Origin of the sequence: Desulfosporosinus cupriresistens, assembly GCF_001707885.1 — a bacterium.
Classification (GTDB): domain Bacteria; phylum Bacillota; class Desulfitobacteriia; order Desulfitobacteriales; family Desulfitobacteriaceae; genus Desulfosporosinus.
The window spans coordinates 33,964-48,972 of record NZ_MASS01000002.1; the positions used below are offsets into that span (position 1 = coordinate 33,964).

General features: G+C 44.1%; 13 protein-coding genes. 11 read left to right on the forward strand and 2 right to left on the reverse strand.

The features are described 5' to 3' along the window. Positions 1-12: 12 nt before the first annotated feature. The 4 genes from DSBG_RS01135 (at position 13) to hutU (ending at position 5,573) form a co-directional block, all read left to right on the forward strand. Positions 13-645, forward strand: a complete 633-nt coding sequence (locus tag DSBG_RS01135) for a cobalamin B12-binding domain-containing protein (protein ID WP_009623393.1) — start codon at positions 13-15, stop codon at positions 643-645. Positions 646-1,004: 359 nt separating this feature from the next. Continuing rightward, the gene (locus tag DSBG_RS01140; RefSeq protein ID WP_068962397.1) at positions 1,005-1,805 is read left to right on the forward strand and encodes a methyltetrahydrofolate cobalamin methyltransferase; all 801 of its coding nucleotides are present in this window, start codon (positions 1,005-1,007) and stop codon (positions 1,803-1,805) included. Between the two features lie 162 nt (positions 1,806-1,967). Continuing rightward, positions 1,968-3,524, forward strand: coding sequence for a histidine ammonia-lyase (hutH, locus tag DSBG_RS01145; protein WP_068962499.1), 1,557 nt, complete (start codon positions 1,968-1,970; stop codon positions 3,522-3,524). A gap of 24 nt (positions 3,525-3,548) precedes the next feature. Then, positions 3,549-5,573, forward strand: coding sequence for a urocanate hydratase (gene hutU / locus DSBG_RS01150; protein WP_068962398.1), 2,025 nt, complete (start codon positions 3,549-3,551; stop codon positions 5,571-5,573). On the opposite strand, the gene DSBG_RS22765 is transcribed toward hutU, so the two are convergent. Continuing rightward, entirely contained in the window at positions 5,554-5,712 is a 159-nt protein-coding gene (locus DSBG_RS22765) for a hypothetical protein (RefSeq protein WP_176716131.1), read from the reverse strand. The genes hutU and DSBG_RS22765 overlap by 20 nt on opposite strands. Positions 5,713-6,196: 484 nt before the next feature. Here DSBG_RS22765 and DSBG_RS01155 point away from each other — a divergent pair, with 484 nt between their 5' ends. Both DSBG_RS01155 and ftcD read left to right on the forward strand, forming a co-directional pair. Next, positions 6,197-6,832 carry a cyclodeaminase/cyclohydrolase family protein gene (locus DSBG_RS01155; RefSeq protein ID WP_068962399.1) on the forward strand — a complete coding sequence of 212 codons (636 nt, stop codon included), beginning with the start codon at positions 6,197-6,199 and terminating at the stop codon, positions 6,830-6,832. A 3-nt stretch (positions 6,833-6,835) separates the two neighbouring features. Beyond that, positions 6,836-7,732, forward strand: a complete 897-nt coding sequence (gene ftcD / locus DSBG_RS01160) for a glutamate formimidoyltransferase (protein ID WP_068962400.1) — start codon at positions 6,836-6,838, stop codon at positions 7,730-7,732. Here the strand turns inward: ftcD and DSBG_RS01165 are convergent. Next, positions 7,729-7,965: a hypothetical protein gene (locus DSBG_RS01165; protein ID WP_141694213.1), complete on the reverse strand. Its 237-nt coding sequence runs from the start codon at positions 7,963-7,965 to the stop codon at positions 7,729-7,731. The two genes, ftcD and DSBG_RS01165, sit on opposite strands and share 4 nt — an antisense overlap. A 101-nt stretch (positions 7,966-8,066) precedes the next feature. Between DSBG_RS01165 and hutI the strand changes: the two genes are divergently transcribed. From hutI to DSBG_RS01190, 5 genes are all read left to right on the forward strand, one after another. Beyond that, positions 8,067-9,338, forward strand: coding sequence for an imidazolonepropionase (gene hutI, locus DSBG_RS01170; RefSeq protein WP_083236668.1), 1,272 nt, complete (start codon positions 8,067-8,069; stop codon positions 9,336-9,338). Between the two features lie 238 nt (positions 9,339-9,576). After that, complete coding sequence (locus DSBG_RS01175) at positions 9,577-11,829, forward strand: xanthine dehydrogenase family protein molybdopterin-binding subunit (RefSeq protein WP_242877371.1); 2,253 nt, start codon at positions 9,577-9,579, stop codon at positions 11,827-11,829. Positions 11,830-11,890: 61 nt separating this feature from the next. Further along, positions 11,891-12,346: a (2Fe-2S)-binding protein gene (locus DSBG_RS01180; protein ID WP_068962403.1), complete on the forward strand. Its 456-nt coding sequence runs from the start codon at positions 11,891-11,893 to the stop codon at positions 12,344-12,346. 159 nt (positions 12,347-12,505) lie between these two features. Further along, a complete protein-coding gene (locus tag DSBG_RS01185) occupies positions 12,506-12,883 on the forward strand; it encodes a BlaI/MecI/CopY family transcriptional regulator (RefSeq protein ID WP_068962404.1) in 378 nt (125 codons plus the stop codon). Between the two features lie 2 nt (positions 12,884-12,885). Next, a complete protein-coding gene (locus DSBG_RS01190; RefSeq protein ID WP_068962405.1) occupies positions 12,886-14,925 on the forward strand; it encodes a M56 family metallopeptidase in 2,040 nt (679 codons plus the stop codon). Positions 14,926-15,009 lie beyond the last annotated feature (84 nt).

Consider the following 15,009-nt stretch of genomic DNA (forward strand, 5'->3'; position numbering starts at 1 on the left):
GGGGACTAGTAAATGAGTGATTTTGACAGCTTAGCCCAAATAGTGATCAGTGGTGATTTTGGAGGAGCTAAAACTTTAACCCAAAAAATGATTGATAATGGTGTCGATCCTCTAGAAATTATTAATCAAGGATTAATGGCTGGTATGAATGTTGTTGGAGTTCGTTTTAAAGCCGGGGATATGTATGTTCCAGAGGTCATGATGTCTGCAAGGGCCATGAGCACGGGGATAGAACTAGTAAAACCACTGATTGCCGACAAAGATATGCCTTCTGCTGGCAAGGTGTTGATCGGAACCGTAAAGGGTGATCTGCATGATATTGGTAAGAAACTTGTCGTCATGATGATGGAAAGTGCCGGGTTTGAGATTATTGACTTAGGTGTGGATATAGACCCCGCAACGTTTGTAAAAGGTGTAAAGGAACACAAGCCACAAGTTATTGGTATGTCCGCACTTTTGACGACGACGATGTTGTCGATGAAAGATACGGTTGAGGCTTTGAAAAAAGAGGGTTTGCGCGATACGGTTAAGATTATTATTGGAGGTGCTCCGATAACTCAGGGGTTTGCCGATCAAATTGGAGCCGATGGGTATGCTCCCGATGCTGCCACAGCGACAGAATTATGCCGTCGGTTAATTGCGTAAAAAATAATAGGATAGTTTTTAACACTAGTTTTTTCGATAAAGTCTGCAAGAATAAGTACGACTTTGGCTACTGCCGGCGCTTAAAGGCTAATAAGAAGGCTAATACGTGCGAAGACAGTGTCTTCGGGCGCTAGCCAAGTTTTCATTTTACTATCAAAACGTGCGAAGACAGTGTCTGCAAGAAGGGTTAATATGTGCGAAGACAGTGTCTGCAAGAAGGGTTAATATGTGCGAAGACAGTGTCTGCAAGATGTGTTAATTCGTGCGAAGACAGTGTCTTCGTGTGTGTGTGTGGGTGGGGGGGCGCCAGCCAAGTTTCTTTAACATAACTTATTTGCAGCAGCAGGAGGAATGAACGTGTGCTAATCATCGGTGAATTAATCAACACCAGTAGAAAAGCTGTTAGAGAAGCGGTAGAGACTCAGAATGCTGAGTATATTCGCCAGCTTGCAAAAGCGCAAATTGATGCTGGGGCTAATTATCTGGATGTCAACTGCGGTACCATGATTTTTAATGAATTGGAAATGATGGAGTGGCTTGTTAATACTGTTCAAGAAGCGGTAGAAGCTCCGCTGTGTATTGACAGCCCTAACCCTCTGGCTATTGAAAAAGGCCTTTCTTTGGTCAAATACGGACAACCTTTAATCAACTCCATTACTGCTGAGGTCGAACGATATCAGCAGATACTGCCGCTAGTCCAAAAATACAAAGCCAAAATTGTCGCTTTGTGTATGGATGATACTGGAATTCCTGAGACAGCCGAGAAACGGATGCGTGTGGTGAAGAATCTCTATCAAAGCTTAACTGAAGCAGGAATTCCGGAAGAGGATATATATTTTGACCCCTTGGTTACGCCAGTAAGTACAGGAGATCGAGCTGGAGTAGAGGTCTTGGAAACGTTAGCTCGAATTAGCAAAGAATATCCTAATGTGCATAAGGTTTGTGGGTTGAGTAATGTTTCCTTTGGGCTACCTAATCGCAAGGTCCTGAACCAATTGTTTTTGGTCCAGACTATGACGATGGGTATGGATAGTTATATCTTGGATCCACTTGACCGAGTAATGATGGGCTTTGTCCACGGTTCTCAAGCTTTGCTGGGGCTCGATCCGTACTGTGGAAATTATTTATCAGTCCATCGCCAGGGGCTATACCAGTCCTAATGACCTGAACAGTAGCCCTTCGGGGCTACTGTACCTATTTATTGTTCAACATTTTCAGATAGAGTTTTTGGATGAATGTTAACACGTTGGTCAGGGAAAATTATGAACCAACAACCACAGCGAATTATTGAAAGTTATTTGAGCTTAGAGGAGTGGCATGTTATGAGTGGAGTCTCAGCAGAACATCTGAAGGTTATCCTGGACGGAGAAACACTCACATTGGAACAGGTGGTTGCGGTAGCGCGGTGCGGTGCCAAAGTAGAATTGCACTCGGGTGCCAAGAAAAAGGTCTTAAGATCCAGAGAGTATGTCGATCAGCTGATTGAAGAAAATCAATTAGTTTATGGGATAACGACTGGTTTTGGAATGTTTAGTAATGTTGTAATTTCTAAAGAGGATGCCAGAAAGCTGCAGCGCAATCTCATTATGAGTCATTCCACAGGCGTTGGAGAGCCGCTGCCAGCTGAAGTTGTAAGAGTAATTTTGCTTCTTCGGGCAAACGCCTTAGCAAAAGGTTTTTCAGGTATACGGCTCTCTACGTTGGAAACCTTGATAGAATTGCTTAATTCGGGGATTGTTCCCGTTGTACCAGAAAAAGGTTCATTAGGGGCTAGCGGAGATCTGGCACCCTTGTCACATATGGTTTTAGTTCTGCTTGGTGAGGGAGAAGCGTTTTATCAAGGGCAGCGGCTGAGTGGGCAGGAGGCCTTAGCTCAAGCTGGGATTGTACCCGTAGTCTTAGAAGGGAAAGAAGGTTTGGCCTTAATCAACGGAACCCAAGTAATGACGGCAATTGCAGCCTTGGCCGTTTGGGATGCTGAAGTTTTATGGGAATCCGCGAATATTACGGCTGCCTTATCTTTTGAAGCCCTCGAAGGAATTCTTGATGCCTTTGATCCTAAAATTCATGCTGTGCGCCCTCATAAGGGTCAGATCGAGGTGGCAAAACAGATGCGTCTTCTCACGGAGGGGAGTACGTTTATGGCAAACGGGCGACGCCCCAGAGTCCAGGATGCTTACTCACTTCGTTGTGTAGCTCAAGTGCATGGTCCTTCTGGAGATGCGGTAGCGTACGTGAAAAAAGTGGTAGAAACTGAGATGAATTCTGCGACTGATAATCCCTTGATCTTCCCAGAGGAAAAACAAGTATTTTCGGGTGGGAATTTTCATGGGCAACCGATTGCTTTAGCGATGGATTTTCTGGGGATTGCTGTAGCTGAGCTGGCAAACATTGCTGAACGGCGAGTAGAGCGCTTGGTGAATCCTTTTTTAAGTGGACTACCTGCCTTTTTAACGCCAAATGGGGGGCTGAATTCTGGTTTTATGATTGTCCAGTATTCCGCTGCTTCACTGGTTTCCGAAAATAAGACATTGGCTCATCCGGCCAGTGTGGATTCAATTCCATCCTCCGCTAATCAAGAAGATCATGTTAGCATGGGAACGATTGCAGCTCGTAAGGCTCGAGCTATCATCGAAAATACAGCCCATGTTTTGGCCATGGAACTATTGGCGGCCTGTCAGGCGGTTGATTTGCGAAAAGGAAAAGAGGAACTCAAACTCGGGAAGGGCAGCGAGGGCGCTTATACACTTGTCCGGTCAAAGGTGGGCACGCTTGAAGAGGATCGTGTCATGTATCCAGATATTCAAGGTGCTAAAAAGTTAGTTTCCTCAGGAAAATTAGCTAAGACGGTTCGTTGCAAACTGCAATTAAAAGTTTAGTGATTTGTTAAGGGGGTTCCTGCCATGATTAATAATTATGACATTTCGCAAGCCATGACGGTAAAATTAGAATCCGAATTGCCAGAAAAGCCGGAATTTATAGAAGGAATCAGAAGGGCTCCAGACAGAGGGTTCAGCCTAACTCCGGCTCAGACAAAGATCGCCTTAAAAAATGCTTTGCGTTATGTACCCGAAGAACTCCACGAAAAATTAGCCCCGGAATTTCTGGAAGAATTACGGACCAGAGGTCGGATTTATGCCTATCGTTTCCGTCCGGTTGGACGATTGTATGGGAAACCAATTGATGAATATAAAGGGAATTGCCTTGAAGGTAAGGCCTTCCAGGTTATGATTGAGAATAACTTGGATTTTGATGTAGCCCTATATCCCTATGAACTTGTAACCTACGGCGAGACAGGAAGTGTCTGCCAAAACTGGCTACAGTATCGGTTAATCAAAAAATATCTTGAAGTGTTGACAGATCAGCAGACGTTAGTCGTGGAATCCGGCCACCCAGTTGGATTATTTCCATCTCGACCAGAAGCGCCAAGGGTGATCATTACCAACGCTTTAATGGTCGGTATGTTTGACAATCAGAGGGATTGGGAAATTGCTGAGCAAATGGGTGTGGCTAACTATGGCCAGATGACAGCGGGTGGTTGGATGTATATTGGACCACAGGGAATTGTGCATGGAACTTTTAACACCTTGCTAAATGCGGGGAGACTGAAGTTAGGAATCCCACACGATGAAGATCTGAAAGGATATTTGTTTATCTCTTCTGGTCTGGGAGGCATGAGTGGGGCACAGCCCAAATCCGTGGAAATAGCTCAAGGCGTAGGCATTATTGCTGAAGTTGATGAGTCAAGAATAAGAACCCGCTATGAGCAGGGTTGGGTTAGTAAAATGTCTGCAGATCTTGAGGAAGTCTTTCGTCTTGCAGCTGAATATGTGCAGAAGAAAGAACCGATGTCTATTGCTTATCAGGGCAATGTCGTTGACTTATTGGAGTATGCTGTTCAGCACAACATTAAAGTGGATTTACTTTCCGATCAGACCTCCTGCCATGTTGTCTATGATGGAGGTTATTGTCCACAGGGTGTCACTTTTGAAGAGCGGACCAGATTACTCGGCTCGGATCGAGTTGAATTCAATAAACTTGTTGACCGGAGCTTGATTCGTCACTACGAATTAATCAGTACTCTGGTTGAACGAGGAACCTATTTCTTTGATTATGGAAATTCCTTTATGAAGGCCATTTATGATGCGGGTGTCCAAGAAATATCCAAAAATGGCGTGGATGAAAAAGATGGCTTTATTTTCCCGTCCTATGTTGAAGATATTATGGGGCCGGAGCTTTTTGATTACGGGTATGGGCCCTTTCGGTGGGTTTGTCTCAGCGGCAAAAAGGACGATCTGCGCAAAACTGACGAAGCGGCGATGGCCTGTATCGATCCAAATCGTCGGGGCCAAGATCGTGACAACTATATTTGGATTAAAGATGCCGAAAAAAATAAACTTGTTGTCGGCACGCAAGCTAGAATTCTTTATCAGGACGCCGAAGGGCGGATTAAAATAGCGCTCAAATTTAATGAAATGATTCGCAATGGAGAGATTGGCCCAGTTATGCTGGGGCGGGACCATCACGATGTGAGTGGAACGGATTCTCCATTTAGGGAGACAGCAAATATTAAAGACGGTAGTAATGTCATGGCGGATATGGCCGTCCAAAGTTTCGCTGGTGATGCCGCCCGAGGGATGAGCCTTGTATCCCTTCACAACGGAGGGGGCGTTGGGATTGGCAAAGCCATCAATGGTGGATTCGGCTTGGTGTTAGACGGAAGTGAGCGAGTAGATAACATTATTAAATCAGCTCTTTTGTGGGATGTCATGGGTGGAGTAGCTCGTCGTTCTTGGGCCAGAAATGAACACTCGATCGAAACAAGTATCGAGTTCAATGAACGTTATAAAAGTTCAGGACATATTACGGTCCCCTTTATACCGAAAGATGAGTTAATTGATGAGTTGGTTAATAAGTTGTTTGGGTGAGAGAGGGGAGGAAGTGTCTTAGCCCGTTCGCACACGCTACATTTGCTATTCGTTTGTCGTTAAGGCTAAAACGCAAAACCTCTAGGTTGTTCTGCAAGTCAACCGTTGCGTTTCTTAACGCCTTATCGACTGCACTCATTGACGCAATTCCGCTAAAGTGCTCTCTAAGCTAAGAAACTTCCTCTGAGCTTGGGTCGACGGGGTGGACGACGACGGGAGGGTATAACGGGGGAGTTTGAGACGCTGTTTGCGTTTTAACGCAAAAACACTTGGCGCAGAAGTGGGTGTTTGGAGTGCATGTGCAAGTGGGGACGGTTCTTACTTGCATTCTTACTTGCATTGGTTGCACTTTTATACGTTCAATGACGTAATACCAACTCTTTGTCTCTCTAATAAAATATAAACGCCTCCTCTTGCTGTCTTCGATCACTCTTTAAGGAGGTTTGAGTTGAACAAGTGCTCAGCCCCCTTTGGTGAGAGGGTGGTAGAGGGGATGGTTTAGTCTACCGAAATGTCGGATAAAACCGTACGCAACAGCCGGGTCTTCGCTTTAAAGGTAAATACACCTCTCTTCGTTGTTGCGTAGTGGGGTATCAGGAAAACAAAGGAAGGGAGCTGGGATATTGGATCTAAGAGATATGAGTTTAAGTGAATTTGTCCTGGAGGTGGCTTCGACATCGCCTGCACCGGGCGGTGGAAGTGTGGCTGCTTATGCTGGGGCTCAAGGTTATGCTCTTATGGCTATGGTTTGTCGGTTGACTCTGGGGCGAGAAAAGTTTTTCGCGGTTCAAGATCAGATAGTGTCTCTGTTAGAAATTGCTGTGGCTAGGCAAGACTTGTTATTGAAGCTTGTTGATGAGGATACGCAGGGTTTCGAAGTCGTCATGGAGGCCTTAGGGCTTCCTAAGAGTAACGACGAAGAAAAAATGATTCGTCGTGAGGCCTTAGAAAAAGCGACAGTTAAGGCTGCTGAGATTCCTTTGCAAACGGCTAAGGAATGCTTTGCTGGGTTGCGCGAAATGCCCAGCTTGTTGACGATAGGAAATCCGAACGCTTTGAGCGACATGGGAGTTGCAGCCCAGATGTTTAAGTCTGGTTTAGAAGGGGCGCTCTATAATGTCCAGATTAATGCCTTAGGGTTAAAAGACCTTAAGACAAAAGAGGCTTTACTGGCTGAAAGCCATAATTTACGTGAAGAGGGAAATCGGTTATTTGAGGAATGTCAGGCTAGCTTGATGAGTCGACTTGGAGGGATATAATAAGTGGTAAAAGTTGTGGAATGTATTCCTAACATTAGTGAGGGTAGGCGACTGGATGTTGTTGAAGAAATTGTTGCCGAGGTGAGACAAGTACCGGGGGTAACCTTGTTGGATTACTCAAGTAATGCGGATCACAACAGAACGGTTATCAGTATGATCGGTGAGCCGGAAAACGTCCTTGAAGCTGCTTGGAGACTAATTAGTAAAGCTGCCGAAAAAATTGATCTGGATCAGCATCAGGGGGAACACCCTCGCATGGGCGCTACAGATGTTTGTCCCTTTGTCCCCGTGCGTGGTATGGCAATGGAGGAATGTGTCAATTTAGCTAAAACATTAGGTGAACGTGTTGGACGGGAATTATTGATTCCAGTCTTTCTCTATGAGAAGGCGGCTACTCGACCTGAGCGTCGCAACTTGGCTGACGTACGCAGGGGACAATATGAAGGATTAAAAGAGAGCATTACGACCCCTGAGCGTACTCCAGATTATGGACCCATGGTCTTAGGAAAAGCTGGCGCGATTGCCATTGGAGCTCGTCCGCCCCTCGTTGCGTTTAATGTAAACCTGGGGACAAGCAATATAGAAATTGGTAAGGCTATAGCTAAAGGAATTCGTGGAAGTTCTGGAGGCTTTGTCAATGTCAAAGCCTTGGGAATTGATCTTTCCGAGCAAGGGATTGTGCAGATTTCGATGAATATGGTGGATACCCAAGGGACTCCATTGTATCGCGCCTTAGAATTCATTAAAACAGAAGCAGCCCATTTTGGAGTCCCTATTGTCGGTAGTGAAATTGTGGGGCTTGTTCCGCTGGATGCTATGATGGATGTGGCAACGTATTATTTAGGCTTGCATGAATTCTCAAATGAGCAAATCCTAGAGAAGCATGTGTTTGGATTTTAGGACGGCTTGGGTCGAGCAGAGGTGCGATTGCCCGTTCGCACACGCTGCATTGCTATTCGCTTGACGTTAAGACTAAAACGCGGAACCTCTTGGTTGTTCTGCATGTGCGTCGCTCCTTGCCATCCTGCAAGAAGGCTAATACGTGCGAAGACAGTGTCTTCGGGCACCGCGACATCAGTCCATCCAGGGACAAGTCCCTTCGCGTTTCTTAACGCCTTATCGTCTGCGCTCATTGACGCAATTCCGCTAAAGTGCTCTCTAAGCAAGTCGCACCTCTGCTTCAATGCTGCGCTGTGGGCTGGGAACGAGGTTACAATTACAAGGAGGTATTTTTGTGCTGTATGCGGACCTTTTGATTCATTCTGCCGATATGATGGCGACGATGAGAGGTTACTCTGGATGTCCGGCTCGTGGGGAGGGTATGTCCGAGATTGGTCCGATTAAAGATGGTGCCGTCGCCATTCGAGAGGGAAAGATTACAGCGGTAGGCACAACGGAGGAACTTCTAGCGGGTGGCTGTGTAGGGCCTGAAACGATACAAATAAGCGCCAAAGGAAAGGTTGTTTCCCCTGGATTTGTTGATCCTCATACGCACGTTATCTATGCTGGCTCACGGGAAAATGAGTTATCTTTGAAACTTAAGGGTGTCCCCTATTTAGAGATCCTTAAACAGGGCGGGGGAATTCTTTCAACGGTTCGAAGTACGAAGCAAGCCACGGATGAAGAAATTAAGGCTCAAACCAGTCGCCGACTTCAGACGATGTTAAGCCTGGGTACGACAACTGCTGAGGTAAAGAGCGGTTATGGATTAACGTTAGAAGAAGAAATGAGAGCTTTGCGTCTCATTAAAGAATTAGATAATGAACAGGTAATCGACTTGATACCGACCTTCATGGGTGCTCATGCGGTTCCGGCAGGTTATAACGAAGAAGAGTTTACAACTTATCTTGTTGACGATGTATTGCCCCAAATTGCAGCTCAGAGCCAAGCAGAGTTTTGTGATGTCTTTTGTGAGCCCGGCGTTTTTAGTGTTGCCTCCAGTGAGAGGATTTTAGCCAAAGCTAAACAGCTTCACTTTAAGTTGAAGATTCATGCCGATGAATTAGCCTCGGCCGGAGGAGCAGAATTGGCGGCGAAACTGAAGGTAACTAGTGCCGAGCATCTGCTCCAAGCCTCAGATGAAGGAATAGCGGCTCTGGCTGAACAAAGAATCATAGCAGTACTGCTGCCGGCAACTTCGTTTAACCTAGCCAAGAACTCGTATGCTCGAGCTAGAGCCATGATTAGTGCCGGAGTCCCCGTAGCTTTGGCAACCGATTCCAATCCAGGGTCTTCGCCAACGGAATCCATGCCCTTGGTCATAACCCTTGCCTGTCTCTATCTCCGTCTCACCCCAGAAGAAGCTCTGACAGCGGTCACAATTAATGCAGCTCACGCCGTTGGCAGGTCTGATCTGGTGGGGAGTCTGGAAGTTGGGAAACAAGGAGATGTTCTCATCCTTGACATACCTAATCTAAATTATTTGCCTTACCATTTCGGGAATAACCCGGTTGAGATGGTGATTAAAAGAGGCAGAGTAGTTTGGAGTGCTTGTACCTCATCATAACTTGGCCTATAATATGGCTAACCGAATAGTGTGTTTTCCTGCACTTTCCAGCTTTTAATACACATTTCCGCATGATACCATCGTATTTTTGGTTAATTTAGAGTAGCATCTTAATCTACCAAAAACCTAGTGTTCATGCGATTTTTTAATTTTTTTATTTTAGGCAGATTTTAGCTATTTAGGGACGCGAACTTAAATCCGACTGAACGGCTTGAAAAAGGGTTTAGGCAGCAAAGGGGTGAAGATATTGAATAAGGATTTGAAATATGTTGGACAGACGTTTCCAATTCATGACGCACCTCAAAAGGTAAGAGGAGAACTAGTCTATGTCAGCGATTTAAGTCTGCCAAAAATGGTGTATGCAAAATTACTTTTAAGTCCTATAGCACATGGACTTGTCAAAAAAATAGATACGAGCAGAGCAGAAGCACTTCCGGGTGTAATAAAAGTTTTTACCCATATAAATACACCAAATAAAACGTATAGTCGCTATAGAATTATACCTAACCAGGAATTTTGCCTGGAGGATGAGCGTCTCTTTACTGAAAAAGTAAGGTTTGTTGGGGATCGGGTTGCGGCAGTTGTCGCTACCAGCCTTGAAACCGCCAAGGAAGCCATCTCACTGATTCAAGTGGATTACGAGCTGCTGTCTGTTTTAAGTACTCCTGAAGAAGCGTTACTAGATGACAAAATTAAAATTCATCCTGAGGGTAATTTGATCTATCAGTATGACTATCAACTAGGGGAACAGGCGTTACTTTCTAAGGATAGCGTGGAAGTGGCGACAACAACACGTACTCAAAAGGTGCACCATGCAACGATAGAAACTCATGTCTGTGTGGCAGATTTCAATAGCTCTGGAAAGCTTACCATCTGGGCAGGTTGTCAAGGCGCTTTTGGAGTTAGAACCATTGTAGCCGATTTGCTTGAATTAAGTTATAGCCAGGTCAGAGTCATTAAAATGCCCATGGGAGGTTCTTTCGGAGGAAAACAAGAAGCGATCATCGAGCCGATCACTGCTTTTTTGGCTAAGGAAGTCAGACGTCCGGTCAAGTTGATATTCGATCGGAAAGAATGCATTATGGCAACTATGACTAGACCGGCGACGAGTACAAGAATAAAAACATGGGTTACGAAGGATGGAATTCTGGAAGATTGCTTTGTAGATACTCTTTTTGATGCCGGAGCCTATGCCACTAGTTCCGTCGACAATGCCTATGCCATGTCCAAAAAAATCTGCAGATTGTATAGAATTCCTTACTACAAACACCAGAGCAAGATTGTTTACACCAATACACCGGTGGCAGGTGGGGCCAGAGGGTGGGGAGCTCCAGAGATAATGACAGCCTTGGAAATTCACATGGATGCTGTTGCCAAAAAGTTGACTTTGGATCTCGTAGAATTTAGGCTCAAGAATCTTGTCCATCCTTATGACAGAGATAAAGCATCCCACATGTCGCTAGGAAATGCTCGTGCGATTGAGTGTTTGGAGAAAGGGGCTGCCAGATTTGCTTGGAAGGAAAGATATTATAGAATGCCAGATAAAGGCAGGTATCGTCGGGGTGTAGGATTTGCTTGTGCAGCTCATAAAAATGGGATGTATGGTGGCTTTCCGGAACATAGTACCATGACCCTCAAGATGAATGAGGATGGCAGTTTTATTTTGAATACTGGTCTGCATGATTTAGGTTGTGGAACGATTACATCGATTAAACAGATTGTTGCAGAGGTATTAGATATTGATCCTAGCTATATTACCGTTTTGGAAGCAGATACAGAAAACGGTCCTTATGATTTTGGCTCTTATGGTAGTAGAGTAACCTATATTTGTGGTGCTTGTGCCTATGAAGTAGCTAAGAGAGTAAAGGATAAAATACTAGAATGTGCGTCCCTTATTTTTCGGAAGCCTAAACAGTATTTAGAGGTTGACAATGGTCAGGTAAGGATTATTAGCCATCAGCAACAGACGATAAGTTATCGTGAAATAGCGACAACGGCTAAAACTAAGGATAATACGGACATCGTCATTACGCACACTTATCATGGGACGTCTAATCCTGGAGTCTATGCTGTACACTTTGCTGAAGTTGAGGTTGACACCCTGACTGGAAGGGTTAGAGTTACAGAGTATCTGGCAGTTCATGATATCGGAAAAGCCATTAACCCTGGAATGGTTGAAGGACAGATCCAGGGGGGGGTCCAAATGGGCATAGGCTACGCATTATATGAAGAAATTAGAATAGGCAGTGACGGAAGAATACTTAACAGCAGCTTAGCAAATTATCATGTAATTAATGCACCGGATATGCCCACTGTAAAAACGCTTTTGATTGAACAGGGAGGGGATGAAGGTCCCTATGGGGCAAAGAGTGTCGGGGAAATAGCCTTTGTCCCTGTTGCCGTAGCGGTAATAAATGCCGTAAATAATGCCTTGGGAACTGCATTGTCCGATATGCCTCTCACACCGGAAAAAATCTTAGCGGCATTGTAATGTATGTGGGTAATTAAGATATGAAAATTGTCATTGTATAAGAGACAAGAGGTGTTAGGTATTGCAAATCGAGTTTAAGGTCAATGGTGAAGAATATCAAATGGATATTTGTCCAACTATGAGATTGGTTGATTTATTGAGAGAGAAACTGGGTTTAACAGGGACAAAAGAGGGCTGTGGCGAGGGTGAATGCGGCTCCTGTACTGTGATCATGAACGGCAAGGCGGTAAATTCCTGCCTAGTTCTTGCACCTCAAATTCGAGGGCAGGAAATCCTGACCATCGAAGCTTTAGAAAAAAATGGACAGATGGACAGATTACAGGAATCATTTATTAATAATGGCGCGATCCAGTGTGGCTACTGTACGCCAGGAATGCTAATGTCTGCCAAAGCACTCTTGATGGCAAATTCCAATCCATCTGAAGAAGAAATCAAAATTGCCATCTCCGGTAACCTATGCAGATGTACCGGATATAACAAAATAGTCCATGCAATCAAGGACGCAGCTGAAGGGTAGTGCCTGGAACGGGTGTCTTCGTCGTCAACGCACTGTCTAACCTGCTGGGTCGGAGAGTGCGTTTTTTTGTGTCTCCGTCCGGTAGAAATGATGTTGACAATTATAACTACGAATGTAATAATGATTACACAAGTAAACAGTTAAGCGAGGAGGGAAAATGTGTCTGAGACACCGAAAATATCTGATGCTGAGTGGGAAGTAATGAAAATAGTTTGGTCAAGAAATTCTCCATTCACCGCGAACGAAATTGTTGATGCGTTAGAGGGCATAGCGGAATGGAAGCCTAACACAGTAAAATCATTAATCACAAGGTTGGTGAAGAAAAAGGCTCTAGGTTATCAGGAAAAGCGTAGGATATATTTGTACTACCCATTGGTTAGTGAGACTGAGTGTATCAGGTCAGAGACCAAATCTTTTGTGAGCCGAGTTTTTGGCGGGGCATTTAAACCGATGTTAGTTACCTTTCTTCAGGAAGAGGAATTATCTAAGGATGATATTGAAGAGCTAAAACGCATCCTTGAAGAAAGGAAGGGGTGACAGTGCCGCCAATTTATCTGGATTGTCTTAGCTTCTTTGACTGGGTCTGGAGTACTTCTGTAAAGGTAAGCTTCCTAGTAATTCTTCTAATGCTTGTGAAGTTAGTGATGAAGAATCAAATCGGAGCACGTTTGCATTACTTGTTATGGATTGCTGTTTTTGTCAGTTTGCTTGTACCATGGGCTCCACAAAGTTCATTTAGCATTTACAATCTTACCAACTTGGATATGCAAAAACTGGCTTCTCTCAAGGGAGGGACGGAAACGCCTTCACGCCCTTCCACAGTAGGCGTTGGAATTATCGATCAAGAAAAGGTTAATAGCTTAAATCAAATTGCCGTGGCCCCAAAGTCGAGTGTATTACATAATATGAGCGAACCACCTAAGGCAATGCCCAACTACCAGTTTATTCATAGACTTTTATTCTTCATTTGGCTTATAGGTGCTGCTGTTTTGTTCATGATTATAGGATTAATCAATAGAAGATTTGCGAAAAATATTCAAGGTCTACCAGTAGTTGATACCAATTTAGTCTCCGCATATATAAGGGCCAAGAACAAACTAAACATTAAAGCCGAAGTTCCTTTAATTAAAACTAAGATTATCACAAGCCCATCTCTATACGGGTTATTCCGTCCCAAACTTTTAGTTCCTGTTGGCATTTTAGAGGAATTCAACTCTGAGCAGCTTAATCATGTATTTATGCATGAGTTAACTCACTTCAAGTCTAAGGACATATTGGTAAACTGGTTGACACAGGGTTTACTTATCCTACATTGGTTTAACCCTCTGCTTTGGTACGCATTGATAAAATTGCGGGAAGATCAAGAAATAGCTTGTGATTATTTAACTATTGAAAAGATGGGTATTGTTGACCCTAAGGAGTATGCCTTTACGCTTATCAAGTTAGCGGAGAGCAACTTGAGAGTATCAAGAATTGTAAGTATGGCAAGTTTGTTGGGCACACGGTCACAGATAAGGAGAAGAATTGGAATGGTAAAAGTTTTTCGTAAAGTACCCTTAAAGTGGTCTTTATTAGTTATTTCCATAGTATCTGTTCTGGTATGTGTAACTTTGACCAATGCTAAGGTGAGCAATTCCAGTACCGTTGGAAAAGTGGCTGCCGTGACAAATGGTAAATCAGGCGAACCTATAACTCAGTCTAATCAATCTTCTTCTGCGCCAAATGGAAGCTTTAATTACCATCAATATCTGACATTCACTCCCTTACTTCCACGCTACACCGCTGGATACCAGCTTACCTCTTCGCAGATCAGCTGCAGCCAAAACATGCCACCGGATAACACTTCCGGTGTAGGGTACTTAGCTGTATATGGCAGCCACGCAGCATTTACAATCTCGGAAGGGCTCCCCAAAGGGATGGATCCGAATGTTTCTGATCGTTCAACAAAAACCCAAATCCAAATAGGTGATTTGCCAGCAACTTTATACGTGAGAAAGATTGGAGATGCACATATTCAATTCACAAAGGACGGTGTAGAGTATACTGCCAACAATATAATCGGCGGGGGGATTTCAATCGATGAGTTGAAGAAAATCTGTGCCAGTATAGCAGTTCCAGTTAAAAATCCGCCTACAGACATTTATATAGGAAAAGGGGGTACTTCAGCTCCAGATGGGTTAAGTTTTAAGACTCTCCAAGCGGGGGATGTAGTCGTTCCGCGGGGATATAAATTTGATATGCAAAATTCCATGATATTTATTCAAGGGGACGAAAAGACCGAAACCTTTTCGTTATACTATACAAATACGAAAGGAACACCAACACCGTTCATTAATGTGCAGATGATCAAAGGAGATCACCCATATGGGTTCGCTCCAGTGCCAACGCCGGACTCAGAATTTGATACGAAACAAATTGAAGGAATTGAAGTTAAACTGCGTAAAAACTATAATGATAATTTGCCTGCTGCTGTGTTTAAAATTAATAGTGGTTTAAAATTTGAGATTGCTTCGACAGAATCGCAATCTATTATCGAGACTATGGTGAAATCGATTTTGCAATCTTATTCAAAGCTGTAGCTTGATCAAGGTCCAGACTAATTCCCTTCCGACACCCTCCGCCACGACAAATGTTGATTTCCATAAATGAAAGGGAATGCCACT

Excerpts from the sequence above, each read along its gene's own strand:
- DSBG_RS01135 (WP_009623393.1), top strand. The coding sequence starts at position 13 with ATGAGTGATTTTGACAGCTTAGCCCAAATAGTGATCAGTGGTGATTTT.
- hutH (WP_068962499.1), top strand. The coding sequence starts at position 1,968 with ATGAGTGGAGTCTCAGCAGAACATCTGAAGGTTATCCTGGACGGAGAA.
- hutU (WP_068962398.1), top strand. The coding sequence starts at position 3,549 with ATGATTAATAATTATGACATTTCGCAAGCCATGACGGTAAAATTAGAA.
- DSBG_RS22765 (WP_176716131.1), bottom strand. The coding sequence starts at position 5,712 with ATGAGTGCAGTCGATAAGGCGTTAAGAAACGCAACGGTTGACTTGCAG.
- DSBG_RS01165 (WP_141694213.1), bottom strand. The coding sequence starts at position 7,965 with ATGAGCGCAGACGATAAGGCGTTAAGAAACGCGAAGGGACTTGTCCCT.